Origin of the sequence: Cyanobium sp. Copco_Reservoir_LC18, from assembly GCF_009834675.1 — a bacterium.
Taxonomy (GTDB): Bacteria; Cyanobacteriota; Cyanobacteriia; order PCC-6307; family Cyanobiaceae; genus Cyanobium; species Cyanobium minutissimum.
Genome location: NZ_ASAC01000004.1, coordinates 163,850 through 178,492 on the forward strand (window position 1 = coordinate 163,850; position 14,643 = coordinate 178,492).

Genomic DNA, 14,643 nt, shown 5'->3' on the forward strand with positions numbered 1-14,643 from the left:
CAGGTCCAGGGGCCGCCAAAAGGGCGGCCAGGGCCAGCCCGGCGGCCCGGGGGCCGCGGCGCTGCCGGCGGGCGAGGCCGATCAGCGGATCTTGCCGATCTGACGGCCGACCTTCTCAATGGGGCTGTAGGCCGCCGCATTGGCGGGGATGAACCGCTGGGCGCCGAACAACGCCAGCACCTCCTTCTGCCTGGGGTTGGTGGGGCGCCAGCTGAGGATCGCCGTCCTCATCCGGGCGGTGAAGCCCTTGCCGAAGCGCTTGTCGAGATCGGGCTGGGCGATCCAGTGGTAGTTGGGATAGCCGGGGGTCTTCCAGATCTGCACCACCTTGGCGCGGTTGACCTTGCCCTCGCTGAGGCTGCTGCGCCAGACCTCTTCGCTGACGGCGCCGGCCTGGTAGGCACCGCTCTGCACCAGGGCGATCGTGGCGTCATGGCTGCTGCTGAAGCCGGGGGCGCCGCCGGCGAAATCGCTCAGCTTCACCCCGGCCTGGTTCAGATAGAACTGGGGCATCAGCCGGCCGGAGGTGGAGCTCTCCGAGCCGAAGGTGAAACGCTTGCCCTTGAGCTCCGCCAGCCCCTTGACGTTGGTGATCGGCTTCAGGCCGCTGCTCCTGTTGGCGATGAAGACGCTCTGGAACGACGCGTCGATGTCGCGCTGGGCGATCACCACGGCGCCGGGTTTCTGCAGGCGCGCCTGCACCCCCGTGAGACTGCCGAACCACACCAGATCCAGGCCACCGGTGCGGAAGGCGGTGACGGCAGCGGCGTAATCCACGACCGGCACGTAGACCACCTTCACCCCCAGCTGACGGCTGAGTTCATTGGCCACCAGCGGGTAGAGCCGGTTGAGCGTCTCGGGCTTCTGGTCAGGGATGGCACCGATGCGCAGCACCTTCTGGCTCTGCTGGGCCGCCGCCGGAGCCGGCCGGCCGGGGAGGGGGGCGGCGGGGGGCGCCAGCAGGGGCAGCAGCGCCAGCGAGACCCCCATCAGGGCGGCGGTGGCGGTGGTGCGGATCCGGAGGAACATCGGGCTTGGGCAGGGGAGCAATCCGTTGCTCCACTATGGCGACCAGGTGGGTGCCGACCCGCGGCCTTCGTCATCGCCAGACGCCCCTGTCCCTGCCGCGAGCCCCATGGCATCCAGCCTTCCCATCGATGCATTCCTGGCGGCTGGTGGCGCCCTGCTTGACGTGCGCACGCCGGCCGAATTCCGCCAGGGCCACATCCCCGGCGCCGCCAATCTGCCCCTGTTCAGCGACGGCGAGCGGGCCGAGGTGGGCACCCTCTTCAAGCAGCAGGGCCGCCAGGCCGCCGTGCTCAGGGGCCTGGCCCTGGTGGGGCCGCGGATGGAGGCCCTGGCCACCGAACTGGTGGCCCGGAGCGAAGGCTCGGGCGGGGCGCCGCTGCGGCTGCACTGCTGGCGGGGCGGCATGCGCTCGGGCAGTGTCGCCTGGCTGGCCCGGCAGCTGGAGCTGCCGGTGCTGCTGCTGGAGGGGGGCTACAAGAGCTACCGGCGCTGGGTGCTGGAGCTGTTCGAGCGGCCCTGGCCCCTGCGGCTGCTGGGGGGCCGCACCGGCTGCGGCAAGACCGAACTGCTGCTGGCCCTGCGGGAGCGGGGGGCGGCGGTGGTGGACCTGGAGGGGCTGGCCCACCACCGCGGCAGCAGCTTCGGCGGGCTCGGCCTGCCGGAGCAGCCCAGCAGCGAGCACTACGAGAACCAGCTGGCCGCCGCCCTGGCCCCCCTGGCCGGCGCCGAGCAGATCTGGCTGGAGGCCGAGAGCGCCATGGTGGGCCGCTGCCGCATTCCCGCCGGCCTGTGGCGCCAGATGAAGGCCGCGCCGGTGCTGGCGGTGGAGCGGCCCCTGGCGGAGCGGGTGGCCCACCTGGTGGCGATTTACGGCGCCCAGGATCCCCTGGCGCTGGCGGAGGCCACCCGGCGGATCGCCAAGCGGCTGGGGCCCCAGCGCACCGCCCTGGCCCTCGAGGCGATCGAGCGTGCTGACTGGGCCACCGCCTGCCGGCAGATGCTCGATTACTACGACCGCTGCTACGACCACGACCTGGACGGCCATGCCATCACCCCCGTGGATCTGGGGGGCCTGGCGGCGCCGGAGGCCGCCGGGCAGCTCATCCGCCGGGGGCTGGTGACGCCGCAGCAGCCCCCTGCCGGCTGACCACCCGACCGATCACCGCCGCCGCCCCGAATCCGGCGGCGCGGAGGGCCGCCAGGGCCGCCGGCGCCTCCGCCGCCGGCAGCGCCGCCAGCAGCGGTCCGCAGGTCTGGGGATCGATCAGCAGCCCCGCCAGGGCGGCCGGCCCCGCGCTGCCCCCCGCCCCCAACAGCCGCACCGGCCCCTCCAGCAGGGCCAGGGCGGCGGCGTTGGCGGGGGCCAGGGTGCTGGCGAAGCCCCGCTCCAGCAGCTCCAGGGCACCGGGCCAGGCGGCGATGGCGGCAGCCTCGAGCTCCACCGCCACCCCGGCGCCGGAGGCCTCCAGCATCTCGCCGAGGTGACCCAGCAGGCCGAAGCCGGTGATGTCGGTGCAGGCACGGCAGCCGTGGGCGGCCAGCAGCGGCACCAGGGGCGCCTGGCTGCGCTGCATCCCCTCCAGCAGGGCTTCCATCCAGGCGGGGGCGGCGGCGCCGGCCATGGCGGCAGCGAACAGCACGCCGCTGCCCAGGGGCCGGCTGAGCAGCAGGGCCTCGCCGGGCCGCAGCGGCCCCTTGCCCCAGTGGGCCGCCGGCGCCACCCGGCCGTTGACGGTCAGGGCCAGGGCCAGCCCGGCCCCGTCGCGGCCCTCCAGGGTGTGGCCGCCGACCAGGGCAGCCCCGAGGGGCTCCAGCACCGAGCGCACCCCGGCCAGGGTCTGCAGCAGCAGCTCCTCCTGAATCCCGGCAGCCGCCTCCGGCACGGTCACCAGGGCCTGCACGCTCTCCACCGCCGCGCCGCTGGCCCACAGATCGCTGCAGGCATGCAGGCTGGTGAGCCGTCCGTTCAGCCAGGGGTCGGCCACCAGGGCCGGGAAGCCATCGACGCTCTGCAGCAGCAGGTCGCCGTCGGCGGCGGTGCCCACCACGGGCGCGTCCTCCGCCGGCCGGCGCGGTCCGCCGGGGTCGAGCCGGGCCAGGGCGGAGGCCAGGGGAGCGGCCCCCAGCTTGGCGGCACAGCCGCGGCAGGCCATGGCGGCGGCGGCCATCGGCCGGAGCGCCGCGAAGCGGGCCATGAAGGCCCGATCGATGCGCTGCTTCCAGTGCCAGATCCACGCCGCTGGCCCCAGGGCCAGGGGCCCGTAGAAGGCCAGGGCCCGGGGGCCACCGGCCTGCCAGCCGCCGTCGCCCAGCAGTTGCAGCGCCCGCGCCTGGGGCCGCCAGGGCCGCAGCGGCCGGGCGGGCTCGGCCAGGCTGCGGCGCAGGTTTTCCGCCAGCACCGGGGCCGCCCGCACCGCCCACACCCCCGAGGGGGGCCGGGGGTCGGCGGCGATCCGGCCGCAATCGCCGCTGGCGAACAGGGCCGGATGGCCGATCACCGCCAGGCTGGATTCGGTCAGCACCCGGCCGCTTTCGGGGTCCACCGGCAGGCCCGCGGTCGCCAGCCAGGCGGGGGCGCGGCTGCCGGTGCAGGCCAGATCGGCGCGGGCATCGTCCGGTGCCCGCCGCTGGATCGGGATGGCGGCCTGGGCCAGCAGCCGTTCCCCGGCCCGGTTCGCCGCCGCCGAGCCCAGACGCAAGCACTCCCCTTGCAGCAGCAGCTCGCAGGCCAGCCCCCGGGCCCGGAAGGCCAGGGCCAGCTCCACGGCCGCGGCCCCGCCGCCCCGGATCCGCAGCGGCTCACCGGCCTGGCGCCGCCCTGCCCAGGCCAGGAAGGGCTCCAGCGGCTTGACGGCCATCGCCTCCCCCACCACCGCGGTGACGGCGCCCAGATCGAGGCTGAGGCGGTCGAAGCGCAGGGGCGGACGGCCCGCCAGCCGCAGCTCCCACGCCGCCGGGTCCAGCCCGGTGATCTCCGCCTGCACGAAGGTCACACCCGCCAGGGTGCAGAGGCGGCGCAGGTCGATGGCGGCGACCTCCGGGGGCTCCAGACCCGCCACCACGGCGGGCAGCAGGCCCGAATAGAGGGCGGTGCCGTGGCGGCTCACCAGGGGGATGCGGGGGTGGGGCGGGCGGAGGCGCGGGCGCATCAGCCAGCGGCGCAGCACCAGCACGTGGCTATGGCCGCCGCCCGCCAGGAGCAGCTGGTGGCGCTCGGGGGCGGCGTTCATGGGCCGGGCAGCGGCGCCCCGCCCGTGCGGGCCTGGAAGGCCGCGATCGCCGTGGGCAGGGTGGGGAAGAACAGCCGCGGGCCGATCCGCTCCACCAGCCCGGCGCGCTCCAGCTGGCCGTAGAGATCCTGCTTGACCCGCACCATGGCGAAGGTGATGCCCCGGGCGGTCAGCTCCCGCTGCAGTTCCTCGAGCACGTCGGCCGCCGTGATGTCGATCTCCACGATGGCCTCGGCGTTGAGCACGAACCAGGCCACCGGCTGGGCCTCGGCGGCGATCGTCTCCAGCACCCGCTGGCGGAAGTGCTCGGCGTTGGCGAAGCACAGCGGGGCATCGAAACGGAACAGCACCAGGCCCGGGATCGTGCGCGCCCCCTCCCAGTCGCGCACGTCATGGAGGCCCGCCAGCCGGGGCACGATCCCCATCACGGCGTCATGGGGGCGCACCAGGCGGGCGAACAGATCGATCACCGACAGCCCCACCGCCAGGGCCACCCCGGTGAGCAGGTCGGTGAGCAGCACCCCCACCAGGGTGATCAGGGCGAGCCGGAATTCGCTGGGGCGGAAGCGCTGCAGCCGCAGGAACTCCGGGATGTCGATCAGGCGCAGGGCGGCATAGATGACGATCGCCCCCAGGGCCGCCGTGGGGAACAGGGCCAGCACCGGCCGCAGCCACAGCAGCACCGCCAGCACCATCGCAAGGGCCACCAGGGAGAACAGCTGGGACCGGCTGCCGAGGGAATCGCCGATGGCGGTGCGGCTGCCGCTGCTGCTCACCGGGAAGCCCTGCATCAGCCCGTTGCCCAGATTGATGGTGCCCAGGGCCAGCAGTTCCTGGTTGGCATCGATGCGGTAGCCGCCCCGGGCGGCGAAGGCGCGGGCCGTGAGCACGTTGTCGGAGTAGCCCACCAGGGCGATGCCCACCGCCGCCGTGAGCAGGGAGCGGAGCTGGGCGCCCGACACCGCGGGCGGCAGGGAGGGGTGGGGCAGACCGGCGGGGATGGCGCCGATCACGGCCACCCCCTGCTGATCGAGATGGCCCACGGCCACCACCGCCATCGCCAGCAGCACCGCCAGCAGGGGGCCCGGGGCCCGGGGGAAGCGCCGCTGCACCAGCAGCAGGAACACCAGCACCCCCAGGGCCAGCAGCAGGGTGGGCCGGTGGATCTCCCCCAGCCGGCCCAGCAGCTCCACCAGCTCGCCGGGGAGGGCGGCCGCCTGCAGCTTGAGGCCGCTGACCCGCCCCAGCTGGCCGCCGATCATGATCAGGGCCACGCCCCCCAGGTAGCCCACCAGGATCGGCTTCGAGAGCAGATCGGCCAGGAAGCCGAGCCGGGCCCAGGCGCCGGCGCAGCAGACCAGCCCCACCAGCAGGGCCAGCAGGCTGGAGAAGCCCGCGTAGATCAGTGGATCCCCCGCCACCAGCGGCCCGACCGCCGCGGCCGTCATCACGGCGGTGGTGGACTCCGGCCCCACCGACAGCTGGGGGGACGAGCCCAGCAGGGCATAGAGGAGCAGGGGCGGCAGGATCGCCCAGAGCCCCGCCACCGGCGCCAGACCGGCCACCTCGGCGTAGGCCATGCACTGGGGCACCAGGTAGGCCGCCACGGTGAGGCCCGCCAGCAGGTCGGGCCGCAGCCAGCTGCGCTCGTAGCCCAGCAGCCGCGCCAGCCCCGGCAGCACCACGGCCAGGCCCCGACGCGGCTCCATCAGCGTCCCCCGCCGCCGCTCATTTCCGGCGGGGCGGCAGCACCTGGCTGGGGCACAGCGATCTGTCCTCCTCGACGCCCTTCATGCCGGCCAGAACTCCCTCCAGATCGTCCTTGGTGGAAGGGTCGCCGCCGATGACGTCGAGCTGTTCCTGGGCCAGCTTGGCGCGGGTGGCCGTCGCGATGTAGCCGTCCTTCTCCAGGTTGCAGAGGGCGCTCATGTAGCCGGAGCCCACCCCCACCATCACCATGAACTCCTCCCGCGGGCTGAGTTCCCCGCTCTGCGGCTGGGCTTCAGCGAGCCGCGGCGAGGCATCCAGCAGCGCCAGGAGCATGAGGGCGAAGGAGGTGGGCATGCCGTAGCCGTGGCGTTCCCGTCAGGGTAGGGGGGGTGCCCGGTTCAGGCCTCCTGCCAGGGAGGCGACGGGGCGGGGTCAGCCGGGAACCGTCCGAGCCAGATCATCACCGGCGATGACCGTGGTGCTGAACAGGAAGCCCGCACTGGCCCGGTAGCGGGGGTCCTGCTTGATGAGTCGCATGAACTCACGGTGGCCCTCCCGGGTGCGCCCCACCAGGCAGCCGGCGCTGGCTTCGCCGATGTCCTGGCGGGGCAGGTCATAGCCCCAGTGCTGGTTGATGCCGAACAACCCGGTGTCCTCCTGATCGCCGGGGCGCTGGAAGTCCCGGTTGGCATCACGGTGGACCGTCAACGGAGCGGCCTGGACCAGGGCCTCATGGGGATTGCTCTGGCCATGCTGGCCGACCTGCCAGGCGCGGTACTGACCGAACCGGATGCGCGCGGCACCACGGGGGTTCATCGGGTTGTTGGTGTAGTGGCTCCCGGGCTCGGTGGTGGCCTCCCATCGGCCGATGATCGTCGGGCGGCCATCGGCGCATTCGATCACCAGGCGCAGGTCGTTGAACTGGTTGGGGGGATCGGCGTTGAGGCTGCCGTCGGGATTCATCCCCTCGACGTAGACGATGTTCCGCTCCCCGGGCCCCGTGAACACCTGGAAGCCCTTCTGGCGCATGTACTGAACGATCCGGGCGGCCAGGTCGCCACCGCTGAGGTCGAGGGACGGCTGGGGCAGCTCATCGAGGGACGTTTCGATCAGCAGCTCCGCCGTGGCACGGCCGAGCACGGTCTCCTCGCCGCTCTTCATCAACCGCTGGAACGTCCTCAGGGCGGCGGTGGAGATGGGTCCGAAGGCGCCGGTGGGTGGATCCAGCAACCGGAGGCTGATCAGCCGCTGCTGGATCTGGGTGGCGAGGGCCGGATGGCTGGGAATGTCCCCATGCTCGATGACCAGATTCCGGGCGATCACGTCCTGGAGTTTCAGCTCAGCGCCGGAGGCCGGCTCGGCGATGGCCCTGGCACTGGCGGTGCCGGGGGACGGGGGAGCGGCGCGCAGCGTCTCCTCCCAGCGCCGGGCGTCCTCGGCGCTGCTGATCTCCCGTTCCGCCTGGCGGATGGCCTCGTTGGGATCGGCCCCCATCCACACCAGGCCCTCGGCCCGCCGACGCCGCCCCAGGCCGACGACCACATGGGCGTCCCTGGGATTGCGATACAGCATCAGCGCACCAGGCACGGCCTCCCAGCGGCGATCACGCAGGCACGCGGTGATCGTGTCGAAATCGGCGCCGCCATAGAAATCGGCGCCGAGGTTATAGGCAAAGCTGCAGAGGGCGGCTCGCTGCCTGTCGTTCATCTCCTCCCAGAAGGGGATCCGGGCCTCCAGCTTCTTCCAAAAGCGGTGATAGCAATTGAATTCATACAAAGCATCGGCCTGCTGCTGGGTGATGCGGTCCCCCAGACGTATCTCGCGGTGATCCTCGTAAAAGGTGCTGCCCCAGCCGATCGTGATCGGCTTGCCGTTGGTTTTCGGATCCGGATAGGCCTCCAGCCGACAGCCCTCGTAATGGTGGGTGAGTGCCGCCACCTCCGGGGGCAGCAGCCCCCTGGTGACCGGCTCCGGCTGCGGGGCGGCGGCTGGACGTCGGCCAACCCCCTGCCAGGCGTCAGCGGGGATCTCAAAGCGTGCCGGGTTGAGATAGCGGATCGTCCCTTTGGCAAGGGGCCTGCCGGCGCCCGGATAGGTGTAGGGACCGGCCAGGCACACCAGCGCCAGCGCACCGTCATCGCTGGGCCGGATCCAGTCGACGGCGAGCTGCTGGCCCGCCGGGACATAGGAGTCGGCGGCGGCGGCGGTTGGGTCCGGGCTCAGGCCCGCATCCACCAGGGCAGTGATGGAGGGCATCAGAGGGCTCCTGCGCGTTGGATCCGCTGCAGGGGAGTGACATCCTCTCCCTCGAACAATTCAGGCAAGGGTCCGTTCAGGAAGGAGACAAAGTCCTCCGGCAGTGTCTTGAGGACGGCATGAACAATGCCACGACTCTTTCGGAGCCATGGCTGCACCTCCGGTTGCTTGATTTCAGCTTCGATCGGAGCGGTGTCGCCGAGCTTGAAGCGGGCCACCATCCGCTGCAGACTGTAGTGCCAGTACATCTGTCTGTCAGCGGCGTTGCGGTCCCTCAGGTCGATCGCCTGCGTGAGACTGTCCTCGGCTTCGCGCCAGTGCTGGCTGGCCTTGCCGGCCAGGCCAGCCAGCCGTTCACTGCCGGCGCCGAGCTGAAGGTGAACGAAGCCCCGGTGAGCGAGATAGCGGTGCAGGAAGGCATCATCCCCTGCTCCGGTGCGCGCCTGCTCCCTGGCGGCATCAATGAGGGCATCGAATCCCGCCAGCAGGCCCTGCTGCAGGGTCATACGGGTCTCGATCTCGGCATCGTCCAGGAGGGCCGCATCCTTGCCGGTGATCTGATGGCCGTCATGGGCCTTCTGGAGCCGATCAAACACCATGTTTCGGATGTTGAGAGGCGCCTTCAGCACATGGCCACGAAGGGCATCATTCTGCGAGTCACTGAGCGGCTGCAGGGAGGGATCAAGCAGTGGGCCCAGCAGAAACTGAATATCGGATTCCTGTCGATCGTTCTTCTGCAGCTCCTGGATCTTGCCGCGATTGAAGATCACATCCGTCTGCGTCTCCTCCAGCTGCCGGCTGATGCGCTTGGCGGCTTCATCAAACAGGCTGATACCTGCAAACCCGCCGATCAACGACAGAGCCAGGATCTTCATGACCTCGCTCACGGCCGACCCAAGGTTGGCTCGCTGGTTCAGCAGGCTCTCGAATAGATCAGAATCCCCGACCTGGGGGACCAGGTTGAAGATGATGATCCCACCGCCAACTCCAACGATGATGTCAGCAAGGGTTCCAAGATCATACTTTGTGTAGGTCGACTTCGTCGTCGTGCTGCCCCTTGGGGCGTGCCGCAGCGCCCCATCGCCGCCTTGCGGCACAAGGCCCGACTGGGCCTCCACTTCATGGGCGACCCAGTGGGGAACGATGAATCCGCGATTCCGGCTGATGCTGTAGATGAACCCTCCCAGGCCCCCACCAATCAACACCGAGAGATAGATGACATATCTCAGGATGTACTGGTCTCGCTCATTCAGAAGAATCCCGGCGTCGCCTTCAGCAGCGACCGCAACGGCAGCCGCCGCATCGACAGCCACGACCAGGGCCATGGCAAGCACCAGCAGCACGCCAGGCTTCCACCATCGCGAGCTGTCGAGGCCCCTGACGCTGCGTCGACGTCGCACACCAGACAACCAAAAGCCCATGGATTACGACGCCTACATTTCAGCGAGCGTAACGATGGCGCCATATTGAGCCTATCCATTGAATGGCATCTTCACATATCTTTTCTTCGCACCTCTTGGCGATTGGCAAGAGTGGAGCTTGTGCAGATTCCGCCGCGGCAGAGAAACCCAGGACCCTGCCCGATCACGTGACGATCGCCCATGTCGCGGGACTCGGTACCTCGGCAGCCGTGCACTGCTGACCCCACGGGATTTCACACCTACATTCGGCACACACGCTGCAGCCGCCGATGGACGGACTGTCCCCGACCACCGGTGCCGACTCCGGCGGGAAATGCCCCTTCCTGCACGGCAGCCTTCGGGGCAGCACGGCCGGGGCCCGCTCCAACCGCGACTGGTGGCCCCGGCAGCTGAACCTGGCGGTGCTGCATCAGCACGCGCCCCAGGCCGATCCGATGGGCAGCGGCTTCGACTACGCCGCGGCGTTCCGCACCATCGACCTGGAGGCCCTGCGCCAGGACCTGTTCGCGCTGATGACCACCTCCCAGGACTGGTGGCCGGCCGACTACGGCCACTACGGGCCGTTCTTCGTGCGCATGGCCTGGCACAGCGCCGGCACCTACCGCATCCACGACGGCCGCGGCGGTGGCGGCTCCGGCACCCAGCGCTTCGCCCCCCTCAACAGCTGGCCGGACAACGGCAACCTCGACAAGGCGCGGCGCCTGCTCTGGCCCATCAAGCAGAAGTACGGCAGCGCCCTCTCCTGGGCCGACCTGATCATCTTCGCGGGCAACTGCGCCATCGAGTCGATGGGCCTGCCCACCCTGGGCTTCGCCGGGGGCCGGCAGGACGTGTGGGAGCCGCCGATCGACATCGACTGGGGCCCGGAGACCGAATGGCTGGGGGACCGGCGCTACAGCGGCGACCGCCAGCTGGAGGACCCGCTCGGTGCCGTCCAGATGGGCCTGATCTACGTGAACCCGGAGGGGCCCAACGGCGAACCCGATCCCCTCGCCGCCGCCCGGGACATCCGTGAGACCTTCGCCCGCATGGCGATGGACGACGAGGAGACCGTGGCCCTGATCGCCGGGGGCCACACCTTCGGCAAGTGCCACGGCGCCGGCGACCCGGACCTGGTGGGACCGGAACCCGAGGCCGCCGGCCTGGAGGAGCAGGGCCTGGGCTGGCGCAACCGCTTCGGCAGCGGCAAGGGGGACGACACGACCACCAGCGGCCTGGAGGGCGCCTGGACCACCAACCCCATCCAGTGGGACGGCGGCTACTTCGACAACCTGTTCGGCTACGAGTGGGCGCTGGAGAAGAGTCCGGCCGGCGCCTGGCAGTGGCGGCCCACCGATCCGGCGGCGGCCGGCACCGTGCCCGACGCCCACGACCCGTCGAAGCGCCACGCGCCGATGATGGCCACCACCGACCTGTCCCTGCGGGTCGATCCGGCCTACCTGGAGATCTCCCGGCGGTTCCATGCCGACCCCGAGCAGCTGGGGGAGGCCTTCCGCCGCGCCTGGTTCAAGCTCGTTCACCGGGACATGGGGCCCCGCTCCCGCTACCTGGGCAGCCTGGTGCCGGAGGAGGTGATGCTCTGGCAGGACCCGATTCCGCCCGTCGACCATCCCCTGGTGGACGCGGACGACATCGCCGCCCTCAAGGGGCGGATCCTGGCGACGGGGCTGCCCATCTCCCAGCTGGTGGCCACCGCCTGGGCCGCGGCCGCCAGCTTCCGCGGCTCCGACAAGCGCGGCGGCGCCAACGGCGGCCGGCTGGCGCTGGTCCCCCAGAAGGACTGGGAGGTGAACCAGCCCGCCAAGCTGGCCCGGGCCCTGGAGGCCTTCGAGGCGATCCGCCAGGAGTTCAACGGCTCCCAGTCCAACGGCAAGCGCATCTCCCTGGCCGATCTGATCGTGCTGGGCGGCTGCGCCGCCGTGGAGGAGGCGGCCCGGCGGGGCGGGCACGCGGTGACGGTGCCCTTCACCCCCGGGCGCGTGGATGCCGCCCAGGAGCAGACGGACGTGGCCTCCTTCGCCGTGCTCGAGCCGAAGGCCGACGGCTTCCGCAACTACCTGCGGCCGGGCCTGCCGGCCGCCGCCGAGGAGCTGCTGATCGACAGGGCCCAGCTGCTCACCCTCACCGCCCCGGAGATGACGGCGCTGGTGGGGGGCCTGCGGGTGCTCGATGCCAACCACGGCAAGTCACGCCACGGGGTCTTCACCCACCGCCCCGAGACCCTCAGCAACGACTTCTTCGTCAACCTGCTCGACATGGGCACCACCTGGACGGCGACCTCCGAGGCCCAGGAGACCTTCGAGGGCCGTGATCGCCACACCGGTGATCTGAAGTGGACCGCCAGCCGCGTCGACCTGATCTTCGGCTCCAACGCCCAGCTGCGGGCGATCGCCGAGGTGTTCGCCGCCGCCGATGGCGCCGCGCGCTTCCTGGCGGCGTTCGTGGCGGCCTGGAGCAAGGTGATGGACCTCGATCGCTTCGAGCTGGCCTGAACGCCATGGGCCCACGTCTTTCCCTGCAACCGCCCCCGGAACGCCGTGAGGCCATCGGCCGGGCCGGCCTGGGCAGCCTGCTGGCGATCGCCTCCGTGGACGGGCCCCCCAGCCCCATCGCCCTGCGCACGATCACGGCCATCCGCGACCACCTGATCCACCTGCCCATCCCCCTCGATGCGCTGGCCCCCCTCACGCCGGAGCAGCTGGCGGCGGCGGTGCCCGAAAGCGAATGGCGCCAGCGGATCCTGCGGGGCATGACCGTGCTGGCCCTGCTGGAGGACTCCCCGGGCGAGGACGTCCTGGCCCGGCTCGAGGCCACCGCCCGGGCGCTGGCGATCGATGACGCCCCGGTGCAGGCCTTCCGCCACGTGCTCGACCACCAGTTCAACCTGGTGCGCCTCGACATCGCCCGCCGCAGCTTCCAGCGGGGGGCCGCCGCGGCCTACCTGCGCGATGAGGGCCCCGCCGGCGCCCTGCAGATCGCCCGCTCGATCCTGAAGCGGGAGGACCCTGCTCTTGCCGGGCGCTACCGGGCCCTGGCGGAATTGCCCCACGGCACCCTGGGCCGGGCCTACCTGGCCTTCATCGACAGCAACGGCTTCAGCGTTCCCGGCGAGCTGGGCGGGCCGCCGCCACCGGTGGTGCGCCACGACTGCTGCCACGTGCTCGGCGGCTACGGCACCACGGCGAGCGAAGAGTGCGGTGTGCTCGGCTTCCAGGCCGGCTTCGGCCGCAACGACCCCTTCTTCACGATCCTGTTCGCCCTGGCCCAGTTCCAGCTGGGCATCGGCTCCACCCCCGTCACAGCCGCCGAGACCGGCCAGGCGGATCCGGAGGTGATCTTCCGCGGCCTGGAGCACGGCCTGGGTGTCACCCGGGACCTGATCAGCGACTGGGATCCCTGGGACGACTTCCCCCTGCCCCTGGAGGAGGTGCGCCTCAAATACGGGATCCGGCCCCGTCAGGCGGTCTGAGGCGACGACGGCGGCGGCGGCTCCGCTCGATGGAACTCCACGTAGAACCGCACCCCGGGGCCGGGCTCGGCCTGGTGCCGCTGGGTGGGCGCCACGATCCCGGGCCGTTCGGGCGTCAGCAGCACCAGTTCCTCGCGGGGCTCCAGGAACCGGAACGGCAGCGAGCCCTCCAGCACCACGACCCGGGCCCACACCCCCGCTCGCGTGCTGTGCTGCGCCCGCAACGCCGCCGGCACGGTGGCGGCATCGAAAGTGGGGGTGCGTTTGTAGGCCGTCAGGCCAACGGGCAGATCAGCCTGCATGGGTGTCCGCCCGTCGCTGCAGGAACGCTCGCACGGCCGGATCATCCGCCAGATCGATGGCGCGCCGGTAGGCCTGGCGGGCCGCGCCGGCCTGGCCGGTCCGCTGCAGCAGATGGGCCCGCAGCGCCCACCAGGGCTGGTGGTCCCCCAGGGCCGGGTCGACGGTGGCCAGCGCCTCCAGCTCGATCAGGGCGCCGGCCGGGCCGGCCAGCTCCGCCAGCACGACGATCCGGCTCACCCGGGCCCCCGCACTCGGGGCCAGGGCCAGCAGGGCGTCGTAGAGCGCCAGCAGGGCGGGCCAGTCCACCGTGCCACTGACGGCGCGGTGGGCATGGAGCGACTGGATCGCCGCCTCCAGCTGGAAGCGCCCGGGCCGCCCCGCCCGGGAGGCATGGGTCAGGGCCGCCTCCGCCTCGGCGATCAGGGCGCCGTTCCACAGGGCCGGATCCTGCTCCAGCAGCGGGACGTAGCGGCCGTCGGCGGCCCGCCGGGCCCCGCGGCGCGCCTCGCCGTGCAGCAGCAGGGCCAGCAGGCCGCGGGCCTCCGGCTCCTCGGGCAGCAGGGCGGCGCACAGCCGCGCCAGAAGCACCGCCTCCTGGGTCAGCCCCCGGGAGCGGCCATCGCCGCCCTCACCATTCCGGCCGGTGGTGTAGGCCGCGTAGATCGCCTGCAGCACCGCCGCCGAGCGGGCGGGCAGGGCCTCGGCGTCCGGCAGCACGAAGGGGATGCGGGCCTCGCGGATCTTGGCCTTGGCGCGCACCAGCCGCTGGCCCATGGTGGCCGGCGCCACCAGGAAGGCGGCGGCGATCCGGGAGGCGTTGAGCCCCAGGACGGTCTGGAGCATCAGCGGCGCCTGGATCCCCGGATCGATCGCCGGGTGGGCGCAGAGGAACAGCAGCCGCAGCCGCTCGTCGGGGAACTCCATGGCGTTCTCTGGCGTATCGGGGTCGGTGACGACGGCGAAGGCGCCCAGCTCCGGCAGCAGCTGCTCCAGGGTCCGGTCGCGGCGGGCCCGGTCGATCAGGCGCCGGCGGGCCACCACCAGCAGCCAGGCCTCGGGGGCCCGGGGCACCCCCTCGACGGGCCAGCGCCGCAGGGCGGCGAGGAAGGCCTCGCCGAGGGCGTCCTCGGCGGCCGCCACATCGCCGCAGCGGGCGGTGAGCCAGGCCACCAGCTTGCCGAAGGACTGCCGTGCCGCCAGTTCCGCCGCCCGCCGGCCCTCCATC

The 14,643-nt window shown here is 71.9% G+C and carries 11 protein-coding genes; 3 read left to right on the forward strand and 8 right to left on the reverse strand.

The window, feature by feature from the left end; translation table 11 throughout:
* Positions 1–81: 81 nt before the first annotated feature.
* Positions 82–1,029 carry a putative selenate ABC transporter substrate-binding protein gene (locus L107_RS02070; RefSeq protein WP_159816226.1) on the reverse strand — a complete coding sequence of 316 codons (948 nt, stop codon included), beginning with the start codon at positions 1,027–1,029 and terminating at the stop codon, positions 82–84.
* Positions 1,030–1,135: 106 nt separating this feature from the next.
* Between L107_RS02070 and mnmH the strand changes: the two genes are divergently transcribed.
* Positions 1,136–2,176 (forward strand): tRNA 2-selenouridine(34) synthase MnmH, encoded by a 1,041-nt coding sequence (mnmH, locus tag L107_RS02075; protein ID WP_159816227.1) that lies wholly within the window; start codon positions 1,136–1,138, stop codon positions 2,174–2,176.
* Here mnmH and selD read toward each other — a convergent pair.
* From selD to L107_RS02100, 5 genes are all read right to left on the reverse strand, one after another.
* Positions 2,130–4,259, reverse strand: coding sequence for a selenide, water dikinase SelD (gene selD, locus L107_RS02080; protein WP_159816228.1), 2,130 nt, complete (start codon positions 4,257–4,259; stop codon positions 2,130–2,132). The genes mnmH and selD overlap by 47 nt on opposite strands.
* Entirely contained in the window at positions 4,256–5,968 is a 1,713-nt protein-coding gene (gene sulP / locus L107_RS02085; RefSeq protein ID WP_159816229.1) for a sulfate permease, read from the reverse strand. The genes selD and sulP overlap by 4 nt, the downstream gene beginning before the upstream one ends.
* A 19-nt stretch (positions 5,969–5,987) precedes the next feature.
* Positions 5,988–6,323, reverse strand: coding sequence for a hypothetical protein (locus tag L107_RS02090; RefSeq protein ID WP_159816230.1), 336 nt, complete (start codon positions 6,321–6,323; stop codon positions 5,988–5,990).
* A 78-nt stretch (positions 6,324–6,401) separates the two neighbouring features.
* A complete protein-coding gene (locus L107_RS02095; RefSeq protein WP_159816231.1) occupies positions 6,402–8,225 on the reverse strand; it encodes a glycoside hydrolase family protein in 1,824 nt (607 codons plus the stop codon).
* Positions 8,225–9,568, reverse strand: coding sequence for a hypothetical protein (locus tag L107_RS02100; RefSeq protein ID WP_159816232.1), 1,344 nt, complete (start codon positions 9,566–9,568; stop codon positions 8,225–8,227). The genes L107_RS02095 and L107_RS02100 overlap by 1 nt, the downstream gene beginning before the upstream one ends.
* Before the next feature lie 347 nt (positions 9,569–9,915).
* Here L107_RS02100 and katG point away from each other — a divergent pair, with 347 nt between their 5' ends.
* On the forward strand, positions 9,916–12,138 hold the full coding sequence (gene katG / locus L107_RS02105) for a catalase/peroxidase HPI (RefSeq protein ID WP_159816233.1): 2,223 nt from the start codon (positions 9,916–9,918) through the stop codon (positions 12,136–12,138).
* A 5-nt stretch (positions 12,139–12,143) separates the two neighbouring features.
* The gene (locus tag L107_RS02110) at positions 12,144–13,115 is read left to right on the forward strand and encodes a hypothetical protein (protein WP_159816234.1); all 972 of its coding nucleotides are present in this window, start codon (positions 12,144–12,146) and stop codon (positions 13,113–13,115) included.
* On the opposite strand, the gene L107_RS02115 is transcribed toward L107_RS02110, so the two are convergent.
* Both L107_RS02115 and L107_RS16865 read right to left on the reverse strand, forming a co-directional pair.
* On the reverse strand, positions 13,103–13,417 hold the full coding sequence (locus tag L107_RS02115; RefSeq protein WP_159816235.1) for a DUF1971 domain-containing protein: 315 nt from the start codon (positions 13,415–13,417) through the stop codon (positions 13,103–13,105). The genes L107_RS02110 and L107_RS02115 overlap by 13 nt on opposite strands.
* The gene (locus tag L107_RS16865) at positions 13,407–14,642 is read right to left on the reverse strand and encodes an RNA polymerase sigma factor (protein ID WP_159816236.1); all 1,236 of its coding nucleotides are present in this window, start codon (positions 14,640–14,642) and stop codon (positions 13,407–13,409) included. The genes L107_RS02115 and L107_RS16865 overlap by 11 nt, the downstream gene beginning before the upstream one ends.
* Between the last annotated feature and the right edge of the window lies 1 nt (position 14,643).

Coding starts and splice junctions, on each gene's coding strand:
- L107_RS02070 (WP_159816226.1), bottom strand. CDS start 1,029: ATGTTCCTCCGGATCCGCACCACCGCCACCGCCGCCCTGATGGGGGTC.
- mnmH (WP_159816227.1), top strand. CDS start 1,136: ATGGCATCCAGCCTTCCCATCGATGCATTCCTGGCGGCTGGTGGCGCC.
- selD (WP_159816228.1), bottom strand. CDS start 4,259: ATGAACGCCGCCCCCGAGCGCCACCAGCTGCTCCTGGCGGGCGGCGGC.
- sulP (WP_159816229.1), bottom strand. CDS start 5,968: ATGGAGCCGCGTCGGGGCCTGGCCGTGGTGCTGCCGGGGCTGGCGCGG.
- L107_RS02090 (WP_159816230.1), bottom strand. CDS start 6,323: ATGCCCACCTCCTTCGCCCTCATGCTCCTGGCGCTGCTGGATGCCTCG.
- L107_RS02095 (WP_159816231.1), bottom strand. CDS start 8,225: ATGCCCTCCATCACTGCCCTGGTGGATGCGGGCCTGAGCCCGGACCCA.
- katG (WP_159816233.1), top strand. CDS start 9,916: ATGGACGGACTGTCCCCGACCACCGGTGCCGACTCCGGCGGGAAATGC.
- L107_RS02110 (WP_159816234.1), top strand. CDS start 12,144: ATGGGCCCACGTCTTTCCCTGCAACCGCCCCCGGAACGCCGTGAGGCC.
- L107_RS02115 (WP_159816235.1), bottom strand. CDS start 13,417: ATGCAGGCTGATCTGCCCGTTGGCCTGACGGCCTACAAACGCACCCCC.
- L107_RS16865 (WP_159816236.1), bottom strand. CDS start 14,642: ATGGAGGGCCGGCGGGCGGCGGAACTGGCGGCACGGCAGTCCTTCGGC.